21 protein-coding genes are annotated in these 25,918 nt (G+C 63.1%); 11 read left to right on the plus strand and 10 right to left on the minus strand.

Annotated elements, in window-relative coordinates; genetic code table 11:
* From xsc to tauA, 5 genes are all read right to left on the minus strand, one after another.
* Positions 1–1,833 carry a sulfoacetaldehyde acetyltransferase gene (gene xsc / locus B0G73_RS00640; RefSeq protein WP_181196469.1) on the minus strand — a complete coding sequence of 611 codons (1,833 nt, stop codon included), beginning with the start codon at positions 1,831–1,833 and terminating at the stop codon, positions 1–3.
* 186 nt (positions 1,834–2,019) lie between these two features.
* Positions 2,020–3,453 carry a phosphonoacetaldehyde dehydrogenase gene (phnY, locus tag B0G73_RS00645; protein WP_106276964.1) on the minus strand — a complete coding sequence of 478 codons (1,434 nt, stop codon included), beginning with the start codon at positions 3,451–3,453 and terminating at the stop codon, positions 2,020–2,022.
* Positions 3,454–3,677: 224 nt separating this feature from the next.
* Entirely contained in the window at positions 3,678–4,493 is an 816-nt protein-coding gene (locus B0G73_RS00650) for an ABC transporter permease subunit (protein ID WP_241974999.1), read from the minus strand.
* A gap of 97 nt (positions 4,494–4,590) precedes the next feature.
* Entirely contained in the window at positions 4,591–5,406 is an 816-nt protein-coding gene (locus B0G73_RS00655; RefSeq protein WP_106276968.1) for a taurine ABC transporter ATP-binding protein, read from the minus strand.
* A 32-nt stretch (positions 5,407–5,438) separates the two neighbouring features.
* Positions 5,439–6,497, minus strand: coding sequence for a taurine ABC transporter substrate-binding protein (gene tauA, locus B0G73_RS00660; protein ID WP_106276969.1), 1,059 nt, complete (start codon positions 6,495–6,497; stop codon positions 5,439–5,441).
* Positions 6,498–6,798: 301 nt separating this feature from the next.
* On the opposite strand from tauA, the gene B0G73_RS00665 reads away from it, so the two are divergent.
* Positions 6,799–8,325 (plus strand): PLP-dependent aminotransferase family protein, encoded by a 1,527-nt coding sequence (locus tag B0G73_RS00665; RefSeq protein ID WP_106276971.1) that lies wholly within the window; start codon positions 6,799–6,801, stop codon positions 8,323–8,325.
* A 42-nt stretch (positions 8,326–8,367) separates the two neighbouring features.
* Here the strand turns inward: B0G73_RS00665 and B0G73_RS00670 are convergent, their stop codons facing one another.
* On the minus strand, positions 8,368–9,120 hold the full coding sequence (locus tag B0G73_RS00670; RefSeq protein WP_106277671.1) for an IclR family transcriptional regulator: 753 nt from the start codon (positions 9,118–9,120) through the stop codon (positions 8,368–8,370).
* A 118-nt stretch (positions 9,121–9,238) separates the two neighbouring features.
* Positions 9,239–10,075 (minus strand): IclR family transcriptional regulator, encoded by an 837-nt coding sequence (locus B0G73_RS00675; protein WP_106276973.1) that lies wholly within the window; start codon positions 10,073–10,075, stop codon positions 9,239–9,241.
* Between the two features lie 205 nt (positions 10,076–10,280).
* On the opposite strand from B0G73_RS00675, the gene B0G73_RS00680 reads away from it, so the two are divergent.
* Together B0G73_RS00680 and B0G73_RS00685 are read left to right on the plus strand one after the other, a co-directional pair.
* Positions 10,281–11,936: a GMC family oxidoreductase gene (locus B0G73_RS00680; RefSeq protein ID WP_106276975.1), complete on the plus strand. Its 1,656-nt coding sequence runs from the start codon at positions 10,281–10,283 to the stop codon at positions 11,934–11,936.
* A 190-nt stretch (positions 11,937–12,126) separates the two neighbouring features.
* Positions 12,127–13,437, plus strand: a complete 1,311-nt coding sequence (locus B0G73_RS00685; RefSeq protein WP_106276977.1) for an MFS transporter — start codon at positions 12,127–12,129, stop codon at positions 13,435–13,437.
* 119 nt (positions 13,438–13,556) lie between these two features.
* On the opposite strand, the gene B0G73_RS00690 is transcribed toward B0G73_RS00685, so the two are convergent.
* The 3 genes from B0G73_RS00690 to B0G73_RS00700 form a co-directional block, all read right to left on the minus strand.
* Positions 13,557–13,934, minus strand: a complete 378-nt coding sequence (locus B0G73_RS00690; RefSeq protein WP_106276979.1) for a type II toxin-antitoxin system VapC family toxin — start codon at positions 13,932–13,934, stop codon at positions 13,557–13,559.
* The gene (locus B0G73_RS00695) at positions 13,934–14,164 is read right to left on the minus strand and encodes a type II toxin-antitoxin system Phd/YefM family antitoxin (RefSeq protein ID WP_106276981.1); all 231 of its coding nucleotides are present in this window, start codon (positions 14,162–14,164) and stop codon (positions 13,934–13,936) included. The genes B0G73_RS00690 and B0G73_RS00695 overlap by 1 nt, the downstream gene beginning before the upstream one ends.
* Before the next feature lie 133 nt (positions 14,165–14,297).
* Positions 14,298–15,062: an IclR family transcriptional regulator gene (locus B0G73_RS00700; RefSeq protein WP_106276982.1), complete on the minus strand. Its 765-nt coding sequence runs from the start codon at positions 15,060–15,062 to the stop codon at positions 14,298–14,300.
* Positions 15,063–15,266: 204 nt separating this feature from the next.
* Between B0G73_RS00700 and B0G73_RS00705 the strand changes: the two genes are divergently transcribed.
* The 8 genes from B0G73_RS00705 to B0G73_RS00740 all read left to right on the plus strand — a co-directional run bounded on the left by B0G73_RS00705 (position 15,267) and on the right by B0G73_RS00740 (position 25,896).
* Complete coding sequence (locus B0G73_RS00705; RefSeq protein ID WP_106276984.1) at positions 15,267–16,712, plus strand: aldehyde dehydrogenase family protein; 1,446 nt, start codon at positions 15,267–15,269, stop codon at positions 16,710–16,712.
* Positions 16,709–18,370, plus strand: coding sequence for an AMP-binding protein (locus B0G73_RS00710; protein WP_106276986.1), 1,662 nt, complete (start codon positions 16,709–16,711; stop codon positions 18,368–18,370). Before B0G73_RS00705 ends, B0G73_RS00710 begins: the two co-directional genes overlap by 4 nt.
* 68 nt (positions 18,371–18,438) lie before the next feature.
* Positions 18,439–19,821, plus strand: coding sequence for an MFS transporter (locus tag B0G73_RS00715; protein ID WP_106276987.1), 1,383 nt, complete (start codon positions 18,439–18,441; stop codon positions 19,819–19,821).
* Between the two features lie 267 nt (positions 19,822–20,088).
* Positions 20,089–20,391, plus strand: a complete 303-nt coding sequence (locus tag B0G73_RS00720; protein ID WP_106276989.1) for a DUF4148 domain-containing protein — start codon at positions 20,089–20,091, stop codon at positions 20,389–20,391.
* A gap of 89 nt (positions 20,392–20,480) precedes the next feature.
* Entirely contained in the window at positions 20,481–20,837 is a 357-nt protein-coding gene (locus B0G73_RS00725; RefSeq protein ID WP_106276991.1) for a DUF4148 domain-containing protein, read from the plus strand.
* Between the two features lie 466 nt (positions 20,838–21,303).
* Entirely contained in the window at positions 21,304–22,857 is a 1,554-nt protein-coding gene (locus B0G73_RS00730; protein ID WP_258193155.1) for a SulP family inorganic anion transporter, read from the plus strand.
* Between the two features lie 242 nt (positions 22,858–23,099).
* Positions 23,100–24,407: a TolC family protein gene (locus B0G73_RS00735; RefSeq protein ID WP_106276995.1), complete on the plus strand. Its 1,308-nt coding sequence runs from the start codon at positions 23,100–23,102 to the stop codon at positions 24,405–24,407.
* Positions 24,408–24,420: 13 nt separating this feature from the next.
* Positions 24,421–25,896 carry an efflux RND transporter periplasmic adaptor subunit gene (locus B0G73_RS00740; protein ID WP_106277673.1) on the plus strand — a complete coding sequence of 492 codons (1,476 nt, stop codon included), beginning with the start codon at positions 24,421–24,423 and terminating at the stop codon, positions 25,894–25,896.
* Positions 25,897–25,918: the final 22 nt, after the last annotated feature.

The following is a 25,918-nucleotide window of genomic DNA, read 5'->3' on the forward strand; positions in this document are numbered from 1 at the left end:
TCAGACGTAATCCTTGTACTTGTCGAGCATGCGCACCGGCTTGGAGAGCGCGTCGCGGCGGAACGGGTCGCCCAGTTCACGCGTACACATGATCTCGATGATGGTGGTCTTGCCGTGGTTCATCTGCGCGTCGATCGCGCGCTTGAGCGCCGGGCCCACATCTTCGAGACGATCCACCACGATGCCTTCGGCGCCCATCGCGCGGGCAATCGCCGCGAAGCTCTGGTTGTCGAGTTCGCCCGCCACGAAGCGGCGATTGTAGAAGTCCACCTGGTTCTTCTTCTCCGCGCCCCACTGACGGTTGTGGAACACCACTGCCGTCACCGGAATGTTGTGGCGCACGCAGGTCATGGTTTCCATCAGGCTCATGCCCCATGCACCATCGCCTGCATACGACACAGCCGGACGGTGCGGCGCGGCAACCTTGGCGCCGATGATGGTCGGAAACGCGTAGCCGCAGTTGCCCCAGCTCATCGCCGCGAAGAAACTGCGCGGCTTGTTGAAGCGCAGATAGCTGTTGGCCACCGAGTTGATGTTGCCGATATCGGTCGAGACCATCACGTCTTCAGGCATGGCCTTTTCCAGTTCGCGCAGCACCTGGCGCGGATGCAGATAAGCGCCGCCGCCGGGCGTGCGTTCGTGCTTCTGCTCCTCGATCATGTCGAGGCTGTAGGCGTCGCGTTCGTGCGTCCAGTCGTCGAGTTCTTTTTCCCAGGCGGCTTTCTCGGATGCGATCTGAGCGCCGCGTTCCTCGCGCGTGGCGTCGCTTGCGAGCTTGCGTCCCGCAAGGCGTTCGGTCAGCGCGACGGCGGCGGCCTTCGCGTCGCCGCAGATGCCCACCGAAATTTTCTTCACCAGGCCGAGCATCTTGTGGTCCGCATCGATCTGGATGATCTTTGCGTTGGTCGGCCAGTAGTCCATGCCGTGCTGCGGCAACGTGCCGAACGGTCCGAGGCGCGAGCCGAGCGCGATCACGACGTCGGCGCGCGACAGCAGCTTCATCGCCGCCTTCGAGCCCTGATAGCCGAGCGGACCGCACCAAAGCGGATGGTTGGCGGGGAACGAATCGTTGTGCAGATAGCTGTTGACGACCGGCGCGTTCAGGCGTTCGGCGAGCGCCTTGCATTCTTCGATCGCATCGGCCATCACCACGCCGCCGCCGGAAATGATCACCGGGAACTTGGCTTGCGCGAGCAGTTCAGCCGCTTCGTTCAGGCTTTGCTCGCCGCCCGCGCCGCGATCGAGACGCTGCGGCTGCGGAATCTCCACCTTGACCTGGCCGTAGAAGTAATCGCGCGGAATGTTGAGCTGGGTCGGTCCCATTTCCGCCATCGCGCGGTCGAAGCAGCGGCCCGTGAATTCGGCCATACGCGCCGGATGGGTGACGTGGCCTTGATACTTGGTGAACTCCTGAAACATAGGCAGTTGTTTGGCTTCCTGGAAGCCACCCAGACCGATGCCCATAGTGCCGGCCTCCGGCGTGACGATCACGACCGGGCTGTGCGCCCAATAGGCCGCCGCAATGGCGGTGACGCAGTTGCTGATGCCGGGGCCGTTCTGGCCGATCACCACGCCGTGACGTCCCGAGACGCGCGAATAACCGTCGGCCATGTGACCGGCGCCCTGCTCGTGCACCACCGGAATCAGGCGAATGCCGGCGGGCGCGAAGATGTCCATGGCATCCATGAAGGCGGAGCCCATGATGCCGAACATATCGGTCACGCCGTTGGCCGCCAGGGTTTCGACAAACGCTTCCGACGGCGTCATGGCCTGCGGGCCGCTGGCACGGTTGTCGGCGGTAGCGTCACGCGGGGAAGGATTCTGCTCGCTCATGGGGTGTCTCCAGCTCTTTGAGATAAATGGAACAAAAAATACCGAAAAATGCTTGGCGTCTGAAATGTAGGCCAGTGGTTTCTGGCAGTCAACCAAAATTCAAATAAATGGAACGTTTTGTATCAAAAAAATGTGCTGTTTTGTGGGTTGCGGCTTGCGCCGTGGCAGCGGCGGCCGCTCACGGCCTTACTGCCACGGCAATGAGTACGTTTTGACGTTGGTGAAGCTCTTGATCGCTTCCTGGACACCTTCCTTGTAGCCGAGCCCCGAATCCTTGATGCCGCCGAACGGCGTCAGTTCGAGCCGGTAGCCCGGCACTTCGCGCACGTTCACGCTGCCCACCTCCAGCTCCGCGATAAACCGCGTGATGTAGTCGAGCCGGTTCGTGCAGACGGAAGAGGACAGGCCGTAATCGGTGGAGTTGGAGAGTCGGATCGCTTCGTCGATATCGCGGAAGCGGATGACCGGCGAAATCGGCCCGAAGGTTTCATAACGAACGAGTGGCATATCCGGCGTGACGTGATCGACCACGGTCGGCGAATAGAGCGCGCCGCGGCGCACGTTGCCGAGCAGCAGCTTCGCGCCGCGGCTCACGGCGTCGTTGACTTGCGCTTCGAAGAATTTCGCGGCGTCTTCGTCGATCACGGTGCCCATGTCGGTGGCGGGATCAGCCGGGTCGCCGTAGCGTATCGCGCGGGTCTTCTCCACCAGCATTTCGACGAAGCGGTCCGCCACCGCTTCATGCACGAGCATCCGCTTGATCGCGGTGCAGCGCTGTCCCGAGTTCTTGTACGAGCCGGAAACGGCCAGCGTGCTCGCTTCGTCGAGATCCGCGTCTTCCATCACGATGATCGGATCGTTGCCGCCCAGTTCTAAAACCGCGCGCCGATACCCCATCTTGTTCGCGATGTATTTGCCGATGGCGACGCCGCCCGTGAACGTGATCAGGTCCACGTGCCGGTTCGTGATGAGTTCGTCGGCGATGTCTTTGGGGTCGCCCGTCACCACCTGGAGCATTTGTTGCGGCAGGCCGGCGCTGTAGAGAATATCGGCGAGCAGGCAGGTGGACAGCGGCACCTTTTCCGACGGCTTGACGACGATCCGATTATTGGTCGCGATGGACGGCACGATCTTGTGCGCCACCTGGTTCATCGGATGATTGAACGGCGTGATCGCGCAGATCACGCCGAGCAGCGGTTCGCGCTGCGTGTAGACGCGGCGCTGTTTCCCGTGCGGTGTCAGATCGCAGGAGAAAATCTGGCCGTCGTCTTTCAGCGCTTCGTTGGCGCCGAAGACCAATACGTCGCTGACGCGGCCGGCTTCGTAGAGCGAATCTTTTTTGCAGAGCCCCGATTCCGCGGTAATCAGGTCGGCGATTTCGCCGGTCCGCTCGCGCACGATATCCGCCGCGCGGCGCAGGATCTGTGCACGCTCATAGCGTGTGAGCCGGGCGCGATACGCGTGCGCGTACTCGAAAGCGAGGCGCACGTCGTCCACGGTGGCTTTCGGAACGGTGCCGACCAGTTCGCGCGTAAAAGGGTTGAATACTTCGATGACCTCGGCGCGCGTGACCCTTTCACCGCCGATGCGCATGGCTTCGTGCCGAATTGCAGCAGGCATCCGTGGTTTGAAGATGGCGTTCACGCGGCCCCCTGACTGGATTGACGATCGTGGAAGGTAAATGTCGTACCGTTGAGATCGATAGTGCCGTTGGGCACGCCGGCGGGGTAGAGCCAGCGTGGGGGAGTCGCTGAGTCCAGCGCCGTGTCACCACGTGACGCAAAAAAAGAGAAAGGGCCCGAAGAAGGGCCCTTGTCAACGAACTGAACTGCGGTGAAGCCTCGTCAAACCTTCCCTTTCCAAGGCACCAGCACGCGCTCGATATAACGCATCAGCAAATCGAAGCACAGCGCAAAGAACCCGATCACGATGATCCCCATGATCACCACATCGCTCGCGAGAAATTCCGCGGCGTTGAGCACCATGAAGCCGAGCCCGCTGGTCGACGCGACCATTTCAGCAGCCACCAGCGTAGTCCAGCCCACGCCGATGCCGATCCGCATGCCGGTAAAGATCTCCGGCATCGCCGACTTGAGGATCACGTACAGCACCACTTGCGTGCGCGAGGCGCCCATCGAATACGCGGCGTGAATCTGCTCGATCGACACCGACCGCACGCCCGCGCGGGCCGCAATCGCGAGCGGCGCGAAGATCGCCAGGTAGATCAGCAGCACCTTCGAAAATTCGCCGATGCCGAACCAGATGATGATGAGCGGCAAGTACGCGAGCGGCGGCAACGGCCGGTAGAACTCGATCGGCGGATCGAACGCACCGCGCGCAAAGCGCGACACGCCCATCATCACGCCGACGGGTATCGCCGTGAGACAGGCGAGCGCGAACGCGCCGAACACCCGCAGCAAGCTGATGCCGGTATGCTGGGCGAGCGTCGAATTGGCGAAGCCTTCCGTCGCGACGTAGATGAACTTCGCGTAGACGGCCTGTGGCGATGGCAGGAACAGCGGCTTGATCCAGTGCAGATTGGTCGCCGCGAACCAGAGCGCTAGGAACGCGGCCACGGTGATCAGGCTCGTGGCGACGCTGCTGCCTTGTCCCGGCACGCCGAACGTGTCGCCGGGCCGGGCGGGCTTCTTCGCGAGCATACGAGGTCCACGGCCCGGTCTGCGGGGCGGTCGGACCGGCGTGTTCGTTTCCATGGGCGCGGCCTCGCCGTGCAACACGGCATGAGCGGATTTAGAACTAAGCATGAGCGACTCCGGCCTCGGCGCCGTGCATCTTCTCGTCGCCGTAAATGATGTTGAGAACCTGCTCGCGCATCGCGATGAAATCGGGACTCGATTTGATCGCCCGTGCGTCGCGCGTTTGGAGAAAACGGCGATTGAAGTCCAGTTCGTAGGTATGCGTGATGCGCCCGGGACGCGGCGACATCACGATCAGCCGGCTCGCGAGGAACAGCGCCTCCTCCACGCTGTGCGTGATGAAGAAAAACATCTTGTTGGTCTTCTTCCAGACGTCGAGCAGAAGCTCCTGAATGGTTTCGCGAGTGAGCGCGTCGAGCGCGGCCATTGGCTCGTCCATCAGCAGCATCGCCGGATCGCAGGTGAGCGCGCGGGCAATGCCGACGCGCTGCTGCATGCCGCCGGAGAGCTGATAGATCATGTGCTTGTGGAAGTCCTGCAAGCCGACCAGCGCGAGATTGCGCACGGCGATTTCGCGCCGCTGCGCGCGCGGCACGCCTTGCAGCTTGAGGCCGAATTCCGCGTTGTCGATCACGTTGAGCCACGGCAATAGCGCATGCTTCTGGAACACCACGCCGCGGTCCGCCCCCGGCCCCGCGATGGGTTCGCCGCCGAGCAGCAACTCGCCGCGGCTCGGCGCGATGAAGCCGGCCATCAGTGATAACAACGTGGTCTTGCCGCAGCCGGATGCGCCCAGCGCGACCACGAAGTCACCCGAGCGGATCGTCAGGTTGATATCGTCGAGCGCCTGCACGGTCTGGCCGGGGCGCCGCCCCGGAAACACCACGCTCACGTTTCTGACTGTCATGTTTTCCATGTTGCCTCCTGATCTCGCGGATCACGGTTACGTCATTTGAGTTGCGCGGCGGCTTCGGCATAAGCCGGTGTCACGAATTTCGAGTAGTCCGGCAACACGGTGCCGATCTGTTTCTGGCTCTTCAGGAACTCCGACGTGTCCTTCAGCGCGAGCGCGGCGCGGCTCGTCGTACCGCCGCCCAGCCATTGCGCGGATGCCTGTTCGCTGACCGTGGGGAACGCGTACAGCGACAGCGACGCCGGCACTTCCGCCGGCGAGCCGCCGATCATCTTCGCGATGGCGGCCGCTTGCGGCGAGCTGGCATTCCATTGCGACGGATCGTTGCGGTACTGCTGATCGGCGTCGGCGATCGCCTTGACGAGTTTCACCATGAAGTCCTTATGTTCCTCGCCCCATTTGCGATCGACCGCAATGCCGTCGAAGGTCGGCTTGCCGAGCTTCGAGAGGTCGCCGGAGGTGATCAGCACCTTGCCGCTTTTCTTCAGTTCAGCGAGCGCGGGGTCCCACACATAGGCGGCGTCGATGTCGCCGCGCGACCAGGCCGCGACGATCTGATTGGGCTGCATGTTGAGAATCTTCAGGTCAGACGGATTGATGCCCCAGTGCTGCAGCGCGAACATGGTGTGATAGTGGGTCGTCGACACGAACGGCACGCCGATGGTCTTGCCCTTCAGGTCCGCCGGCTTCGTGATGCCGGAGCCGTTGCGCACTACCATCGCTTCGGCCTGGTTGATGTTGTCGAGAATCCAGAAGAGCTGCAGATCGAGGCCCTGGCTCACGGCGGCGGCGAGCGGGCTGGAACCGATCACGCCGACCTTGACGTCGCCGGACGCCAGCGCGGTCGCCACTTTTGCGCCGGACTCGAACTGCCGCCAGTTGATCTTGTAGCCGGTGGCCTTTGCGATCGACCCGTTCGCGATGCCGACCACCCACGGGTCGACGATCTGCTGATAGGCAATCGTGATTTCCTTGTCCTCGGCGTGGGCGGGCGTCGCCGCGAAACACGCCGTGGCGGCGCAAACCAGCGACAGGATGCAACGTGCCGTCCGATGGAACCACGGCCGTAATGTCGAGTTTTTATGGCGTTTCATAATAGGTCTCACAATAGGTTTGATCAGCGGTTTGATCAGCGGGTTTCAACAGCGGCTGTCGGTGGAGCATGGAACTCGTATGACCACGACGGGTGCTTGTCCCAATCGCGTTGGACGGGGTGAGTCGAGTATCGTCAGTAAAAAATAGAGCAAGTTAGTGCCAGACGGCGCCGATCGTTGAGTCCACATCGGCGCGTCAAGCCGTTCTGGCCGGCCCGCGCCGTCGCCGCTCACGCGGCAGAAGGCTCTCACGTGCAGCGTTGGCGTGACTGGCGCGGCTCGTTCACTTTTGGGAGGAAGCATGTCTAGCCGTACAGCGACGGCCCTTTGGACGCAGCGTTTCCAGCGTCCGAGCGACTCGAACATGAGCCTGCAAGGGCAGATTCGCCAGATGCTGGTGGCTGCGATTCTGGACGGCCAACTGCCGCCGAAGACCGCGTTGCCGTCCAGCCGGGAACTGGCCGATCAACTGAGCGTCGCGAGAAATACGGTCGTGCTGGCGTACCAGCAACTCGTGGAGGAGGGCTATCTGATTTCCCGCGAGCGCAGCGGGCACTTCGTCAATCCGGCGATGCTGGAGGGGCGGCACGGCTTCAAGGCGGCGCAGACGCTGCCCGGCAGCGAGCAGGAGCACGCGCCCGCGCGCCCCGATTGGGGCCAGCGCGTGCAACGTCGGCCGTCCGCGCAGCGCAATATCGTCAAGCCGGGCAACTGGCAGGATTACGAATATCCCTTTATCTATGGGCAATTCGACCAGTCGCTCTTTCCGACCAACGACTGGCGGGAATGCTGCATGAGGGCGCTGTCGGTGATGGAGATCCGCAACTGGGCGCCTGACCTGATCGGCCGCGACGACGACACGCTGATCCAGCAGATCCGCACGCGCGTGCTGCCACGGCGCGGCGTGTTTGCGATGCCGGACGAGATCGTCATCACAATCGGCTGTCAGCAGGCGTTATATCTGATCGCCGATCTGCTCGCGCGTGAGCGCACCACGGTGGGATTCGAAAACCCGGGTTATCCGGACGCGCGCAATATCTTCGAGAACCGCAACGCGCAACTGATACCGCTGCCGGTCGATGAGCGTGGCGTGCGCCCCGTTGAAGACGCGCACCTGTTCGCCCAATGCGACTATGTCTACGTGACGCCGAGCCACCAATGCCCGACCACGGCCACCATGCCGATCGAACGCCGGCATGCGTTGCTGGAACTGGCGCAGAAGCACGACTTCGTGCTGATCGAAGACGACTACGAGAGCGAGAACAACTTCTCGGGTTTGCCGCATCCGGCGCTCAAGAGTCTGGATAAGGCTGACCGCGTGATCTACATCGGCAGTCTGTCGAAGACGTTCGCGCCCGGCTTGCGGCTCGGCTATATCGTCGGTCCGCGCGAACTGGTGCAGGAATTGCGCGCGTTGCGCCGGCTCATGGTGCGGCATCCGGCGGCGTACATTCAGCGTGCGTTCGCGACGTTTCTCTCGCTCGGCCATCACGACGCGCTGCTGCGCCGATTGGCCCACGCTTATCGCGAGCGCGCGCTGGCGCTGATGGCGGCGCTCGATACGTACCTGCCCGAAGCGCGCCACATCCCGATCACGGGCGGGGCGTCGTGCTGGGTGGAAGGTCCGCCCTGGCTCGACGCCGTGCGTCTTGCCGACGACGCCGAACAGCACGGCATCCTGATCGAACTGGGCGGCGTGTTCTTCATGGACGGCCTGGAGCAGAAGAACTGCTTCCGGATGGGCTTCTCGGCGATCAAGCTCGACAAGATCGACGTCGGCGTGCGCCTGCTGGCCGAACTCGTGCGCAAGCAGAAGCCGGCGCTTTAACCGCGTCCGAAGTCAAAGATGCGCGTTAAGAGCGCCAACGCATCAGAAGGTTGCGGCGAGTTCCCTGGCGGCCTCCTGAAGGCGCGGCACGAATTCGAGCGCGCGTGAGAGCGGCGCGCGCGAAACCGGCGCATGCACGGCGATCGCCGCGATACAGGTGCCGTTCGCATCGACCACGGGCGCCGCCACGCACACGATGCCGGCCAGAAACTCTTCGTTATCGATCGCGATGCGCTTGTGCGCGGTGCGGTCGAGTTCCGCTTCCAGTAATTCCGGATCGGTGATGGTGTTTTGCGTGAAGCGTTCGAGCTTCAGCGCGCGCACGAGCGCCGAGCGCTGTTCACGCGGCAGCATGGAGAGCAGCAGCTTGCCGCTCGCGCTGCAATACGCGGGGACGTGCGAACCGGGTTTGAGATCGAGGCGCAGCGGCCACGGCGCTTCCATGCGGTCGAGGTACAGCACCTCGGTTTCATGCAGCATGGTGAGATTGCAGGTCTCGCCGAGATCGGCCACCAGACGCGCGAGGATCGCATGACGCAGGCGCCGCGCGCCGGAATGCATCACGACGCCCAACGCGAGCTGCGCGAGCCGAGGCCCGATCACGTACGCGTTCTTCTGGCCAGGCTCGCGGATCACCAGACCGCCCGCCTCCAGCGAAGCCAGCATGCGATGCAGCGACGCCTTGGGCAGCGCGACATCTTGCGCGATGTCGGCAAGCGAAACCGGGCCGTCCGTGTTGACGAGGTGTTCGAGCAACGCAAACGCGCGCAGCGTCGGAGTGTCCGCTTTGGTCATGCCTGCCGTTCCGGAAAATGGATCGGCGTCATTGTACAACTCGGCTTCGGGTCGTCCGGCCTTGGCGCCGCAGGCCGGGGACTCTGCCGTGTCTAACGGATCGCTCATGGGAAAGGCCTCAGCGCTCATGGTACGGATGCTCCGTGGAAGGGCCGGCGGATAACAGCGGTGCGAGCTTCAGCGCCGCGTCCTTGAGTCTCGGCACGGCCTTCAGCAGGTCGTTCAGACTCGCGCGCGCGGTCGGCGCGTGAATCGCCAGCGCGGCGAGCACGTGCCCATTGCCGGCATCGCGCACCGGCACCGCGACCGCCACCATGCCGCGCACCAGTTCCTCGTTGTCGATGCCGATCCCGCGCACCGCGAGCCGGTCGAGTTCCGCTTCAAGCAGATTCAGTTCCGTCAGCGTGCCTTGCGTTTTGCGCTCCAGCGTCAGCCGCGCGAGCACGGGACGGCGTTCAGCCGGCGGCATCTGCGAGAGGAACAGCTTGCCGCTTGCGGTGCAATGCAGCGGCACGCGCGTGCCGGGCTGCAGATGCAGGCGCAATGGCTCGGCGGTCTCCACGCGCTCCAGATAGAGGACAGTGTCGCGGTCGAGCGCGGTGAGGTTGCAAGTCTCGCCGAGCGTATCCACCAGTGAGCGCAGCACCGAACGGCAGGCTCGCCCGAACGTGTTATTCGACAGCGTGGTGAGCGCGAGCTGCGCCGCCTTCGGGCCCAGCGTGATGCCGCGATCCGTGCCGCGCGAATCGGGCAGATGCGTTACGTAGCCCTGCACTTCGAGCGATTCGATCAGCCGCATCAGCGTGGCCTTGGGAATGTGCAGGCGCAGCGAGAGTTGCGAAAGCGAAGACGGCTGTCCCGCGGCCGCGAGCTGCTCGAGCACCGCCAATGCGCGCAGCGCCCGTGAATCCTCGGCGAGAGGTTCACCGCGTGGGGACGAGCAGGGTGCTTGCATACGCTTCCTTGCGGTCGATCAGTGGCTGTCCAGCGTCCGCGTACGTTGCGCGGGTCGGCCGGTCATTTCCGAAAGTGAAACAAAAAGCGCTGTTTCTGTTTCAGATGAGCCGATACTAGCGGGAATTTCTTGATCAGGAAACGGGCTGAACATAAATTTCAACGAAACATACCGTTTTTTATAAAACATGCAGGAGACAGGTCACATGGCAGACCGATTCGACTTCGTCGTCGTCGGCGCGGGATCCGCGGGTTGCGTGCTGGCGAACCGGCTTTCCGAAGGCGGCCGCTACTCGGTGTGTCTACTCGAAGCCGGTCCCGCCGACCGCTTCATGTGGATTCATATCCCCATCGGCTATGGCAAGACGATGTTTCACCCGGTCTACAACTGGGGCTTCTATACCGATCCTGATCCGAACATGCACAATCGCCGGCTCTATTGGCCGCGTGGCCGCACGCTGGGCGGCAGCAGTTCGATCAACGGTCTGATCTATGTGCGTGGACAGCGGGACGATTACGACAACTGGGCACGGCTCGGCAATCGCGGCTGGAGCTGGCAAGATTGCCTGCCGTATTTCAAGCGATTGGAACATAACGAACTGGGCGAAGGTCCGACGCGCGGTGTCGACGGACCGTTGTGGGCTTCGACGATCAAGCAGCGCCACGAACTGGTCGACGCGTTTGTCGCGGCCTCGAATTCGTTAGGCGTGGCAAGCATCGACGACTTCAATACGGGCGATCAGGAAGGCGTCGGCTACTATCAGCTCACCACCCGCCGCGGGTTTCGCTGCTCGACGGCCGTGGCTTATCTCAAACCCGCGCGGCAGCGGCAGAACCTGCACGTGGAAACCGATGCGATGGCTTCGAAGATTCTCTTCGAAGGCACCCGCGCCTGTGGCGTGCAGTATCGGCAACACGGCGAGTTGCGCGAAGTGCGCGCCAATCGCGAAGTGATCCTGACGGCCGGCGCATTGCAGTCGCCGCAATTGCTGCAACTGTCCGGCGTGGGGGCGGCCGCGCTGCTGCGCGAGTTCGGCATTCCCGTGGTGGCCAATCGCGCGGGCGTCGGCGAGAACCTGCAGGACCATCTGCAAATCCGTCTGATCTATGAAGTGACGAAGCCGATCACGACCAACGATCAACTGCGTTCATGGACGGGGCGCGCGAAGATGGGCCTGCAATGGGCGCTGATGCGCAGCGGCCCGCTCGCGGTCGGCATCAACCAGGGCGGCATGTTCTGTCGCGCCCTGCCTGAAGAATCGGCGACGCCGGATATCCAGTTCCACTTCTCCACGTTGTCGGCGGACTCCGCTGGTGGCAACGTCCACGATTTTCCCGGCTGCACTTACTCGATCTGCCAGTTGCGCCCCGAATCGCGCGGCGTGGTGCGTATTCGCAGTGCCGATCCGCGTGAGGCGCCGTCCATTCAGCCCAACTATCTGGACACCGATCTGGACCGACGCACGACCGTTGCCGGCGTGCGTTTCGCGCGCCGCGTCGCGGCGGCGCAACCGATGGCCGGGCTGATGAAACGCGAGGTGCGGCCGGGCGCGGACGCACAGACGGACGACGAACTGCTCGATTTCTGCCGGGAGTATGGGCAGACAATTTTCCACCCATCTGGTACAGCGAAGATGGGAACGGCGGGCGATCCGCTCGCGGTGGTCGATGAACATTTGCGCGTGTACGGTACGCAAGGGCTGCGCGTGGTGGATTGCTCGATCATGCCGACGCTCGTGTCGGGCAATACGAACGTGCCGATCGTGATGGTGGCTGAAAAAGCGTCGGACATGATTCTGCACGACGCAAGCGGCGTCGATCGAGGTGTGGCGACGACGCCCGCGGCGAAAGTGGCCGCTTGATCCAGCAAATGAAGTAGCAAGCGCAGAACGACGGCGGGCGATGTCCGCCGTAATACGCAGCCGCGCAATGTCCGGTGAACGGATGGACCGCGGTCTGCACATAAACCGCCCCGGAGGAGACAACTGGGGTTATCGGCCGGGTACGCGTGTCGATACGCGCGGCATGGCCGTCCATTGAGGAGCTGCTGCTATGGCAATCGATCCCCGCGCTATCCGGCGCGTTGCGTTCGCCAGTGTGATCGGCGCAACCGTCGAATGGTATGACTTTTTTCTTTACGGCGTGGTCGCCGGCATCGTATTCAACAAGCTCTATTTTCCCGCCAGCGATCCGCTCGTATCGACGCTGCTCGCGTACTCGACCTTCGCAGTGGGTTTCGTGACGCGGCCTTTGGGCGGCGTGATATTCGGCCACTTCGGCGACCGGATCGGCCGTAAGTCTGCGTTGATTCTGACGCTCATCATCATGGGGATATCGACGGCAGGCGTCGCGTTCGTTCCCACCTACGCGCAGATCGGCATCTGGGCGCCGATCCTGTTGTTGTCGCTGCGCGTGCTGCAGGGGATCGGGCTCGGCGGCGAATGGGGCGGCGCGGTGCTGATGGCCTATGAATACGCGCCACCTGAAAAACGCGGCCTGTACGCGAGCCTGCCGCAGATCGGTTTGTCGATCGGACTTTGTCTCGCATCCGGGATGGTCGCGGCGCTCTCACGCTTATTGCCCGAGACGGCCTTTCTGTCGTGGGGCTGGCGGATCGCGTTCGGTGCATCGCTCGGTCTCGTTCTGATCGGTCTGTACATTCGCGCCAAGGTGATGGAGACGCCCGAATTTCTCGCGCTCAAACGCAATCGGCGCGAAGCGAAGATTCCGTTCGTGGACATGATCACGCGCTATCGCGGCGCCGTGGTGCTCGGCATGGGCGCGCGTTATATCGACGGCGTGTTCTTCAATATCTTCGCCGTGTTCTCGATCGGCTACCTCACGCAACATGTGTCGATGAGCCGCACCGATGCGTTGCTCGGCGTGATGATCGCGGCCGGCGTGATGTGCTTTTTCATCCCGCTGTTCGGCAGCATGTCCGATAAGCTCGGCCGCGCGCGCGTGTATTTCTGGGGCTCGCTGATTTGCGGCGTGTCGGTGTTTCCGGCTTTCTGGCTCATTGAAATGCAGCCGGCCAACACGCTGTTGATCTGGGCGGCCATCGTGGTGCCGTTCGGCATTTTCTACGCGATGGTGTACGGCCCGGAGGCGGCATTGTTTGCCGAACTGTTCGACGCCGAAGTGCGCTACACGGGTATCTCGTTCGTGTATCAGTTCTCGGGTATCTTCGCGAGCGGCCTCACGCCGATCATCGCGACGATCCTGATGCGGCTGAATGGCGGCAAGCCATGGACCGTGTGCGCGTATGTGCTGTTCTCGGCTTTGATATCGGCGCTGTCGGTGCGGGCTATAGAGAGGAAGCGGGCGGGTGGGTTCGATGCGGTGGTGCATGCGCGGTCGTGATCTCGCAGGGTGAACGCCGACCGACGCCCATCCCTCTCTACAATCGCTGACACGTGGGCGAGCGATCGAGACCGGTGCGGTGGTCCCGAAACTGCATCTCGGTTGCTCGCTGGTTGAAGCTAGACGGTTAAAACGAGTTCGCTGTATTTCGACAGATGGCCGTCGGCACTGATGAGCCGCAACGGTTCCGCCATGGCCTGCGCAACGAGAATCCGGTCAAACGGATCACGATGGATGTCCGGCAGATTGCGAACCATCGCCGCATGTGCAGCCTTGACTGGCAGTTCAGAAAATCCGCTCGCCTCGATTTCGGCAACGAGCTGATCGATGTCCGCGTCGAGTTTGCCGAGCCCCACCTTGATCGATGCCTCCCAGATGCTCGCGGCGCTGACGAACACTTCGTCGGCATCGAGAATGATCTTGCGCGCGGCTGCGCTCAATTTCGGATCGTCCGTGACCGCCCAGAGGTAGATATGCGTGTCAAGAAGTACGCGCATCAATTGCCCTCGAATGCTGCGATAACGTCATCAGGCAAAGGCGCGTCAAAGTCATCCGCGATGCGTACCGCGCCCTTGAGGGCGCCAAAGCGCCGAGCAGGCTTTGTGATCGAGACCAGCCGTGCCGTCGGCTTTCCGGCTTTTGCGATCAGAATTTCCTCGCCGCCGGCCGCCGCGTCGACCAACCGCGAAAAATTCGTTTTCGCTTCGTGAATATTGACAGTCAACATGATAGCTCCTAGTGGACTAAGTCCATGTTAGTCCATTAGCGTTCTCCGGTCAATCCGCTCATGAAACGTCCTGCCCACGCCGCTTCATGAAGCCGCGCCATATACGCGTACGTCCTCGCGGTTTTCAGCGGCGTCACTCTTGAAACGTCTTCGCCGTCTCTTCTGCCGCGTGGCGCAAATCAGGCACGAACGCGAGCAGATCGTCGAGCGTGACTCTGCCCACCGGCGCCTGCACGGCAATCGCCGCGCAGGCGCGATTGCGATCCAGCATCACCGGCACGGCAATGGCGATCAGCCCTTGCAGATGTTCCTGGTTGTTGATCGCGAGCAACCGCCGCCGCGTGGCGGTCAATTCCTTGCGCAGTGCGTCGCGATCGGTGATCGTCCGTTCCGAATAGCCGCGCAGCGGCAGCGTCTCGATCACGCGTTCGCGCCGGTCTTTCGGCAGAAAGCTCAGCAGCAGTTTGCCGCTCGCCGAGCAATGCAGCGGCACATGCGAACCCGGCTGCAAATGCATGCGCAGCGGCCATTCGGTTTCTACACGATCCACGTAGACGACATCGTTGCCTGACAGCATGGTCAGATTGCAGGTCTCGCCGATTTTCGCCACCAGTTGTTCGAGCAGCACGTGACGCGCGGCGGCCGGTCCCGCATGCATCAGCACATTGACCGCGAGCATGCGCACGCGTGGCGAACATTCGTAAAGACGATCACCCGCGCCGCGCGTGACGAGCCACGCATCCATCAATTGCACGAGGATGCGGTGAACGGTCTGCTTGGGCAGGCCGAGCGCATTGACGAGCTCGGTCATCGAGAGCGGGCTGCCCGCTTCGGCCAGCGTTTCGAGTACACGAAACGCGCGCACTGCAGCTGCATTCGACTGGTTCGATGTCGACATCCCACTCCCGCGCCTGTGTATTCACAGTGTTGATTTTGCATCGACTTCATTGCTTTTCGGGACTGTGGAAAGTACCGAATTTTGCATTTTCCGATGCTGGCGAACCCACTGCGATGGATAGCTCGAAAAACGGGACTTCGCCATCAGCGCGGCTGGCTAGATTGATAGCACTGCAATCAATCTATTCACGCGGAGCGAACCCATATGAACGTCAGGGCCACAGGAGCCGAAATCGCGGGCCACCATGCGGACGGCGAAGCCGAGCGCATCGTCGCCACGCTGGTTGCGAAGGCGCGCGCGGCGCAGCGCGCTTTCGAGCATGCAGGACAACAGGCGCTCGACACTGCCGCCGACGCCGCCGCGTGGGCGATCATGGAACCAGAGCGCAACCGGCAACTGGCGGAACGCGCCGTGCACGATACGGGGCTCGGCAACGCCGACGACAAGTTCCGCAAGAACTACCGCAAAACACTCGGCCTGCTGCGCGATTTGCACGGGCAAAAGACCACCGGCGTGATCGCCGAAGACAAAACAAGCGGCCTCGTCGAGATCGCGCGCGCGGTCGGCGTGGTGGCGGCGATCACGCCGTCGACCAATCCGGCGGCGACGCCGGCCAACAAGATCATCAACGCGCTCAAATGCGGCAATGCAGTAATCGTCGCGCCGTCGCCCAAAGGTTACTCGTCTTGCGCATTGCTGATCGAGTTCATTCACGCGCAATTCGCGAAGGCCGGTATCAATCCGGACCTCGTGCTGATGCTGCCCGCGCCGATCAGCAAGGCGGCGACCGCTGCGTTGATGCGGCAGTGCGATCTGGTCGTCGCCACCGGTTCTCAGGCGAACGTGCGCATGGCGTACGCGAGCGGCACGCCCACGTTCGGCGTGGGCGCGGGCAATGTGGCCTCGATCGTCACGGCATCGGCGGATTTACATGATGCGGCGCGCAAGATCCTGCGCTCGAAGACTTTCGACAACGCGACGAGTTGCTCGTCCGAAAACAGCATCGTGATCGAAGACGCCATCTATCAGCCGATGCTGGCCGAACTCACCGCGTGCGGCGGCATACTCCTCGACGCCGCGCAGAAGGCCCGTTTGCAGGCTGCGATGTGGGTCAACGGCAAGCTCTCCGAACAGTGCACCGCTAAATCAGCCGAGGTGATCGCGCGCGTGGCCGGTCTGGAGGAAGTCGCTGCGCGTCATCCCGCTTTCCTGATGGTGGAGGAGAGCGGTGCGGGCAGCGACTATCCATTCTCCGGCGAGAAACTCGCGCCGGTCCTTACCGTATATCGCGCCGCCGATTTCGATGCAGCGGCCGAAGTCGTGCGCAGCATCTATGCATACATGGGCGCGGGCCATTCGGTCGGACTGCATTCGAGCGATGCCGCGCAAGCGGTCCATCTCGGCGTGACGTTGCCCGTCGCGCGCGTGATCGTGAATCAGGCGCATTGCCTTGCCACCGGCGGCAACTTCGATAACGGTTTGCCGTTCTCGCTGTCGATGGGCTGTGGCACCTGGGGCCGCAATAACTTCTCGGGCAATCTGGGCTTTCGCCACTATCTGAACACCACGCGGGTCGCCTATCCGATCGAAGAGCGCGTGCCGGAAACGGACGAATTGCTCGGCGACTTCTTCGCGAGGTACGGCCGATGAACACACCCGCCACCCTTCGCGCGCTGATCGACGAGCGTGCCGCGCAGCATCCGGACAAGCCCTTCCTGCTCGCCGCACGCGATGACGATGAAGTACCGGTCCCCAATCCGCGCGCGACCGTCCTGACGTTTCGCCAATTGCGCGACGACTGCCGCGTGCTGGAGGCGCGCTTCAAAGAGGCCGGCCTGCAGCCGGGCGACGTCATTTCCGTGTTCATGGGCAACGGCATTCAGACGGCCCGTCTACTGCTTGCTGCCATGTACAGCGGGCTTGTCGCCAATCCGCTCAATCTGCTGTGCCAGCCCTCGCAGGTGCGCTATATCGTCGATCACTCGGAAACGCGGATGATCTTTGCCGCACGCGACACGCAAGCTGCGATCGGCACGGCGGTCGCCGAATTGCACGCTGCCGGGCTGACGCGCGAGATCGCGTTGATCCAGACCGAACCGGACGACGCCGAACCGCCTTCGCTGGCTAGGCATGAACCCGCATTAGTCGAAGCCACGGCACATGGCGCGAGCGCTGCCGCAGCGCCAGCGCCGGCGTTCGCGAAGCGCGGCGCCGCGCCGGGGCAAATGGCGGACAGCGCAACGGCGCACGAACCCACCGCAGATGACGTCGCGTTGCTGATGTACACCTCGGGCACCACTGGCACACCCAAAGGCGTGCTGCTGACGCATGGCAACCTGCTGGCGAACGCGCGCAACATCAGCGCCGAGCACCGGCTGACGCCGGACGATCGCGTGCTCGCGTCATTACCGCTCTATCACATCAACGGTCTGGTCGTGACGCTGCTCGCGCCGCTGTTTCATGGCGGCTCCGCGGTCATGGCATCGCGCTTCTCCGCCCGCACGTTCTGGCGCGACGTCGCGCTGCACGCCTGCACGTGGATCAACGTCGTGCCGACGATCGTCGCCTATCTGCTCAACGCCGACGAAGCATGCACCTACGATCTGTCGGCGCTGAAGTTTTGCCGCAGCGCGTCGGCCGCATTGCCCGCCGATCATCATCGCGCGTTCGAGGCGCGCTTCGGGATCGGCGTGATCGAAACCATGGGCATGACGGAAACCGCAGCGCCGGTCTTCAGCAATCCGTATGAAATGGACCGGCGGCGCGTCGGCAGCATCGGCCTGCCTTCGGGCAGTGAGGCGAGAGTGATCGACCGCGAAGGGCGCGAGTGCGCCGCCAACGAATGCGGCGAGCTGGTGTTGCGCGGCGAGCAGGTGATGGGCGGCTATTACAAGCAGCCCGAAGAGACAGCCGCTGCCTTTACGCCGGACGGCTGGCTGCGCACCGGCGACCTCGGTTATCGCGACGCGGACGGCTACTTCTACATCAACGGCCGCGCGAAAGAACTGATCATCAAAGGCGGCGAGAACATTGCGCCGCGCGAAATCGACGAAGCGTTGTTGCGTCATCCCGATGTGCTGGATGCCGCCGCGGTCGGCGTGCCCGACGCGGCCTACGGCCAGGAGATCGTCGCCTTCGTGGTGCCGCGTACGAGCGACGGCCGCGGCGCGCCCGATCCGGCGGATCTGCGCGAGCACTGCTTGCGCGAACTCGGACGCTACAAGACACCGAAAGAGTTTCGCTTCGTCGATGAACTGCCGCGTGGACCTTCCGGCAAGGTGCAGCGGCTCAAGCTGGTGCCCACCTGACGCGGCGCCGCTCGCGGCCGTCGCCGACGCGCAGTAGAGATCGATACATACAATAGAAAGGAGACAGCATGGAAACGCGTATCCGGCGTGTCAAGACACGCCATATCATCCTGGCGGTCATGTGCCTGATGTACTTCATCTCGTACATCGATCGCGTGAACATTGCGGTGGCCGGTCCGTTGATTCGTCACGAAATGGGCCTGACGACCGTTCAACTCGGGCTGGTGTTCTCGGCCTTCGCTTATCCGTATGCGGCGATGCAGATCATCGGCGGCTGGCTCGCCGACAAGTACGGGCCGAAACTGGTGCTCACCGTGCTGTCGCTGATCTGGGGCGTGGCCACGCTCGCCACCGGTTTCGCGGGCAGCGTCACCATGCTGGTCGTGATGCGCTTCGCGCTCGGCATCGGCGAAGGCGGCGCGTTTCCTACCGCGACGCGCGCCTTCACCTACTGGATGCCGGTCGCCGAGCGCGGTTTCGCGCAAGGCATCACGCATAGTTTCGCGCGTCTGGGCGGCGCGATCACGCCGCCGCTGGTGCTGGCCGTGGTGGCGACCGGCGGCTGGCGCGACGCGTTCATCCTGCTCGGCATCGCGAGCCTCGCGTGGACCGTGCTCTATCTCTTCGTGTTCACCAATTCGCCGGAACAGAACCGCCGCATCACGCCCGAGGAAACCGCGGAAATCGGCTACCGCGCCGGCGATTGCGACCGCGCCAAACATGCTGCCACGCCGTGGCGCAAGCTGGTGCGCCGCATGTGGCTCGTCACGTTCGTCGACTTCTGCTATGGCTGGCTGTTGTGGGTCTATCTGACGTGGCTGCCGTCTTATCTGCGCGAGTCGCGTGGATTCGATCTCAAGCAATTGGCGCTCTTTACCGCGCTGCCGCTGCTGGCGGGCGTGGTTGGCGACACGCTCGGCGGCGTCGTGTCGGACAAGCTTTACAAGATCACGGGCCGCTTGCGCTTTGCGCGTTGTACGGTGCTGGTGGTGGGCATGGGCGGTTCGCTGGTGTTTCTGTTGCCGATGGTGTCCGCTACCGATCCGCTGACGGCCGTGTGGTTCCTGTCGGCTTCATTCTTCTTCCTCGAAATCACCAACCCGGTATTGTGGACGTTGCCGCTCGACATTGCCGGCAAGTATGCGGGCACGGCCGGCGGCATGATGAACACGGGCTTCGGCGTCGCGGGCATGGTGTCGCCGGTGGTGTTCGGCTATCTGATCGAGAAGACCGGCAGTTATAACGTGCCGTTCAATATCTCCGCGGGCCTGCTTGCGGTCGGCATCCTGGCGGCGCTTTTCATCGACACCAGCAAGACGGTCGAAGCCGATGAGGAGCGCGAGCGTGCCGCGGGCGTCGAGTTGGGCGGCATGCCGTCTTTCTTGCATGCGGGCGCGAGTGTGAGGCTGGAGCGCCATCACTTGCGCCGGCCGTTGCGGTGGCGCAAGTGATACGAGGGGCGTTAGTGACGAGTGACGTGAGTGGCGCGAGTTGCGCGGCTCACGTCATGCACGCTTCCCGCCATTCACGCAGGGCGGCGCACGGGTGGCGCCGCCGCTTTTCATTTGGCGACTGGCCTGAGTGCGCATAAGCACGAGACGCTAGCATGGCCATACGGCATCCTGACAAAAACATCATCTTGTAATCATGCTGTCGACCCCTCCGCGAGTCAGACTGGCGTCAAGTTAATACCGACACCAGGTTGAAAGGAGGTTCAGATGAAGTTTCAAAAATTACTTGCCCTTGGTTTGCTTAGCGCTTCTTTATCCACGTTGGCATTCGCGGACGTGGAGCAGGCTTCTCCCAGACAGATCCCCATCGCGCAAGCGGAAACTTACGGCGCCGCACCGCCGGTCAAATCAGCGCATCAGGGAAAAACACGCGCTGAAGTTCGCAAGGAGCTCATTCAGGCCTATAGGGACGGGCTCATACCGACTACCGAAGCCGACTATCCGCCGAGCAAATCGACTATCGAGCGCAACAAGGCGCTGTTTGCCGAATCCGAACGCCATTTCAGGTAATCGGCAAGCGCGGATTTTCCTCTCATTGTTGTCTCTCGCACTGTCCCCGCGAGTAGGCGCGACACTATTCGACAGTCACGGAGTCGCATATGAAATTGATCGTCACACTCTGGCTGACCTCGGCCTTACTTATTAGCTCCGCTGTCCAGGCTCAGGGATTGACGCGTGCCGAGGTGAAGCAGCAACTCACCGAGGCACAGGCCAACGGATTGCAGTACGTGACGGAGTCATCTTATCCGTTTGTTCATCCGAGTTTCTCTCACATGGTGAAGGTAAAGGTCGTGGCACAACCGGCGCAAAGCGGCGAAGGTGCGGAAGGCGACGAAGGCGGCGTGCCGGCGGGATCGCAGGAATCTGGCCGCGCGCCGCATGGAAACCCGATGCCTGGCGGCAATCCGCACTGTGTTGGGCCAGTCAGTTTCTGCGACATCTATTCAGGTTCGTGATGCTCGCCCTTGAGCACCGCGCCGCCGCTGGCATGGCAGACGAACCTGCCATGCCCATCCGAGGCAAGGCAACGGAGTTTGTCACCGCGTTGCGTCAGCCGCACGCGCAAGCCTGCTTCTGAGCGTCAGCAAAAACGCGTAGCGGCCAGCGTCACGCGTTGCACCGAAATCCCTTTCAGCAAGATCGCTAGCCAGCTCGCGTACCTGACTAAGTTCTCGTTTGTTGGTCACGTACACGCAGCTTGCGGCTATTAATCAGGTAGCCGAAACATCAGTGCACGTCGCGTCACGGATGAATGCATCGGCTTTGCGCGCCCGACGTGCAGGGTCGATCCATTGACCGGCTGCGCGGGCCGCGGCACGACGTAGAGACGATGGCCAGCCGATCCGCGGTGTTTGCGAGTGTGCGTCCCCGAAAACCCGGTCGATCTTCCTACCTTGTACAAAACGTCTGGATTACACAACCATCATGAATCTACGCGAACAGTTTGCATCGTTTCCCCGCGACATGTTTGCCGGCACTGTCGTCTTTCTCGTCGCGCTTCCGCTGTGTCTCGGCATTGCCAATGCAAGCGGCGTCGATCCATTCGCCGGTCTGCTTTCCGGGATTATCGGCGGGCTTGTCGTTGGCTTGCTGAGCGGATCGCATCTGAGCGTCAGCGGTCCCGCGGCCGGACTTGTGGTGATCGTCGTCGACGGGATTACGAGGCTCGGCAGCTTTCCTTCGTTTCTTATGGCGGTTCTGCTCGCTGGCGCCATGCAGTTCGGTTTCGGCCTGCTTAAAGCAGGCCGCTTCGCCGCTTATGTGCCGACCTCGGTTATCAAGGGCATGCTGGCGGCGATCGGGCTGTTGCTCATCATCAAACAGGTGCCGCTGGCGGCAGGGTTGGGCAACGGCGGCGCAGGCGGCACGGCCGGCACCATCACCACGCCGTTCGGCGCGATGTCCGTGGCCGCGTGCGCGATTGCGATCGTGTCGCTGGCGATCCTCGCCAGTTGGGAAACCCGTGCCGCGCGACGCTTTGCCCTCGTGCGCTATGTGCCCGCGCCGCTCGCGGTCGTGTTGTTCGGCATTGCGCTCACGCTGTTGCTGGACTTCGTTGCTCCCGGGTTCGCACCGCCGCTCGAACATCGCGTGTCGTTGCCGTCGCTGGCCTCGCTTGCCGCATTGGACCAGGTGTTCAACTGGCCGCAATTGACGCACTTGCTGAACCCCGACGTTTGGCGCCTGGCAATGACCATCGCGATCGTTGCGAGTCTGGAAACGCTGCTCAGTCTTGAAGCCGTTGAGCAGATCGATCCGAAGAAGCGCCCCGCGCAACCGGACCGCGAACTCAGGGCACAGGGTATCGGCAACATGGTGGCCGGTGCGATTGGCGGATTGCCGATCACGTCCGTGATCGTCCGCAGTTCCGCCAACGTCAATGCGGGTGCGCAGAGCCGTTGGTCGGCTGTCGTGCACGGCGTATTGCTGCTCGTGAGCGTTTTCGCGCTGACGGCGGTGATCAATCTGATTCCGCTCGCGAGTCTCGCCGCCATTCTGATCTTCACGGGTTTGAAGCTCGCCAAACCGTCGATGTTTGCGGATGCCGCCAGGCAAGGTCTTACGCGTTTCGTACCGTTCGTCGTGACGATCGGCGCCGTGCTGCTCACCGATCTGCTGATGGGAATCGTGCTGGGGATTGTGTGCAGCGTCGCGTTCGCCATTCATGTGCATATGCAGCGGCCGATCACGATGGCTCGGCATGACGACCACATTCTGCTGTCATTGCGCAAGGACGTGTCGTTTCTCGCGAAGGTCAGTCTCAAGGAACATCTGAAGGCAATTCCTGATCGCGCCACGGTGATACTCGACGGCAGCCGCGCGGACTTCATCGATCCCGACGTGCGAGACATGATCGATGAATTTCTGGAGAACGCGCCGGCGCGGGGGATTCATGTGGAGTGCCGGCAGTTGGATCCGGTTACCGGGGACAGCGTGAAGTTTGCGGGCTTCCGGATGTTTCTTCGCCGGCAATGAGCAGTCGCGGCAGGTTCGTGATCGACCGGCGCATTAGGGCGTGGGTGGACGACGGTGCTCGAACTCGAACGATACCGCCAACATTGCCGTGGGCGAGCTCCCCAGGCCAACCCTGCGGCGGGCATGGCGGCTACCCCAGTCACCCCGGCCGCGAAAGATGACAGAAATCTCATTTTTCCACCATGTTGGCATGGCGGCGGGACCGTAGCATCGGTCGCACCTCGTCAACATGTCACATCACCATGCTCACCCGCAACCTGGCTGCTGCACTTGCGATCGCCGCGGTGAACCCGGCCGTCGCGCAATCCGCTGCGCCGCTGGCGCAAGACATTCGACCTTCATCACCAATCGCACAAGCTGCGCCTCCCGACGGTGCTGCCCTGTCGCTCGACGAGGCGCTCGGTATCGCCGCCGAGAACAACCCGCTGCTGCGCGGCGCGCGCGCCGACGCCGACGCGTCGCGCGGCACGTTCATCCAGGCAGGCGCCCGCCCAAATCCACAAATCTCGCTGCTGCAGGAAGGATTCGGCGGCATGGAGCGCACGTCGACGGCGCTCGTCAATCAGACCGTCGAACTCGGCGGTAAGCGTCAGGCGCGCCTCGAGGTCGCCTCGTATGGGCGTGAAGTGGCGCTCGCGTCGCTCGATGCGCGCGGCGCGGCCTTGCGCGCGGACGTCATCGCCGCGTTTTACGGCTTGCTGGCTGCGCAGCGTCAGTTGCAGGTGGCGCGCGAGTCCGCGGACATCGCGACGAGATCGGCGGAGCTGGCGGACAAACGCGCGCGGGCCGGCAAGGTGTCGCCGGTCGAGGCGACCAAAGCGCGGGTCGCCGCGACCGGCGTTCAAATCGAACAGGCCAACGCGGCCTCGCGGCTGACCATTGCAGCGGAAAGGCTCTCGAACGTGACCGGCAGTCCGCTCGCGCGTGGACGTCCTGTGGCGGGCGACATCGAAAACGTGCCGGCGCTCCAACCGCTCGCCGGACTATTGCCCCAACTGTCGGACGCGCCGCTCGCGCGCGCCGCCCAGGCTGAGACGCTGCGCAGCAACGCCGCGATTGCCGTCGAGCGTGCGAAACGTATCCCCGATATCACGTTCAGCGCGGGTATGAAGCGGGTCGTGACCGGCGGGGTGCCGGGCAACCAGGCCGTGGTTGGCGTTTCGATTCCGCTTCCGCTGTTCGACACCAACCGGGGTGCGCTGCTCGAATCGGTGCACAAAGCCGAGAAAGCGAGCGCCGACTTCGACAGTGAAAAGGCGCGCCTGCAACTCGATCTGACTCAGGCGTACGCCAACTACGAGCGGTCGAGCCTGGAAGCGCGGCGGCTGAAAACGGATGTCCTGCCGGCCGCGCGTGAGGCGCTCGACGCGATGTCGCGCGGCTATGAGCTCGGCAAGTTCAGCTTCCTCGACGTCCTGGATGCGCAGCGCACGCTGTTTCAGGGCCAGTCGCAATACGTGCAGGCATTGACCGATGCACACCTCGCCTACGCCGAAATCGATCGTCTGGTCGGCGTCCCGCTGCCCGGCCGCGCGCCCCGCCTACCTTGAAGGACTTCTCATGCTGAGTACAAAAAAACTCATGGTCGCCGCTGCGGCGACGCTTAGCGGCGTGAGCGTCGCGCTCGCCGTGTTCGCGATGACGCGGGTGCCGTCGGAAACCGCGGCTGCTTCGGGCGCTGCCGGCACGTCGGCAAGCGCAGCGGCTACGCCCGGCCAGCATGGCGGCACCGTGTTCCGAAATGGCGCGCTAGCCGTCGAAGTCGTCCTGTCCGAGAAGCCGGGCGACGCGCGGCTCGTCGTCTATCCTTTTGTCGAAGGCAAACCCGCTGACAAGGACGTGGGCGTGTCGGGTTCGATCAAGCGTTACGACGGTTCGATCCAGCCATTGCGGTTCGCGTGGGCGGGGCAGAAGCTGACGTCCGCGGAACCGATCGCGAAGCCTCACGTCTTCGACGCATCCATCGACCTCCAGTGGCGCGGGCAATCCGCCTCGTTCGTGTTTTCGCGTGCCGATGGGGCGATCGCGCTCAGCGCGGCGCAAATCGAGGCGGCGCGGATTCGTCTCGACCGCGCCGGTCCCGCGCAGATTCTCGCGGCCTTCCAGTTTCCCGGTGAGATCAGATTCAATGAGGATCGGACAGCCCACGTCGTGCCGCGCGTGGCGGGCATCGTCGAGCGGGTGAATGTCTCGATCGGCGAGAAAGTCGTGCAGGGGCAAGTGCTGACCGTCATCGCCAGCACCGATCTTGCGGATCGCCGAAGCGAACTGTTGAGCGCGGAGCGCCGCCTCGCCGCCGCGCGGACTTCGTACCAACGCGAAAGGACGCTGTGGCAGGAGCGTATCTCGGCCGAGCAGGACTATCTCCAGGCTCAGGTCGTGTTGCGCGAAGCGGAGATCGCCACGCAAAACGCCCGCGCGAAGCTGGCCGCGCTGAATGCGCCGCCATCGGGCGGCGCGTTGAACCGTTACGAATTGCGCGCGCCGTTTGCCGGAACACTGGTCGAAAAGCACGTGACGCCCGGCGAGGCAATCGCGGCGGATGCCAAGGTGTTCGTTCTCTCCGATCTCTCGTCCGTGTGGGCCGAAATGGCGGTGCCCGCGCAGCGTCTGAACGATGTGCGCGTCGGCCGCGAAGCGACGGTCAGCGCCACCGCGTTCGACTCGAAGTCGAACGGCCCGATCGCCTACGTCGGCGCGTTGCTCGGCGAGCAGACCCGCACCGCGCCGGCGCGCGTCGTGCTGCCGAATCCGGACGGCGCGTGGCGGCCGGGCATGTTCGTCAATGTATCGGTGGATGCCGGCAAGCAAAGCGTGCCGCTCGCGGTCGCGAGCGACGCGCTGCAGGAGATCGACGGCGCGCCCGCGATCTTCGTGCAATCGCCGGGCGGTTTTGTTGCGCAAGCCGTCGAGACGGGACGGCGCGACGACAAGGTCATCGAAGTGCTGAAAGGACTTCGGCCGGGGCAAACGTACGCCGCTGCGAACAGCTTCGTCCTCAAGGCGGAACTCGGGAAAGGCAGTGCCGGGGAAGACTGACGCCTCGCCGCCATGAAGCTGC

The organism is Paraburkholderia sp. BL25I1N1, from assembly GCF_003002025.1.
Lineage (GTDB): Bacteria > Pseudomonadota > Gammaproteobacteria > Burkholderiales > Burkholderiaceae > Paraburkholderia.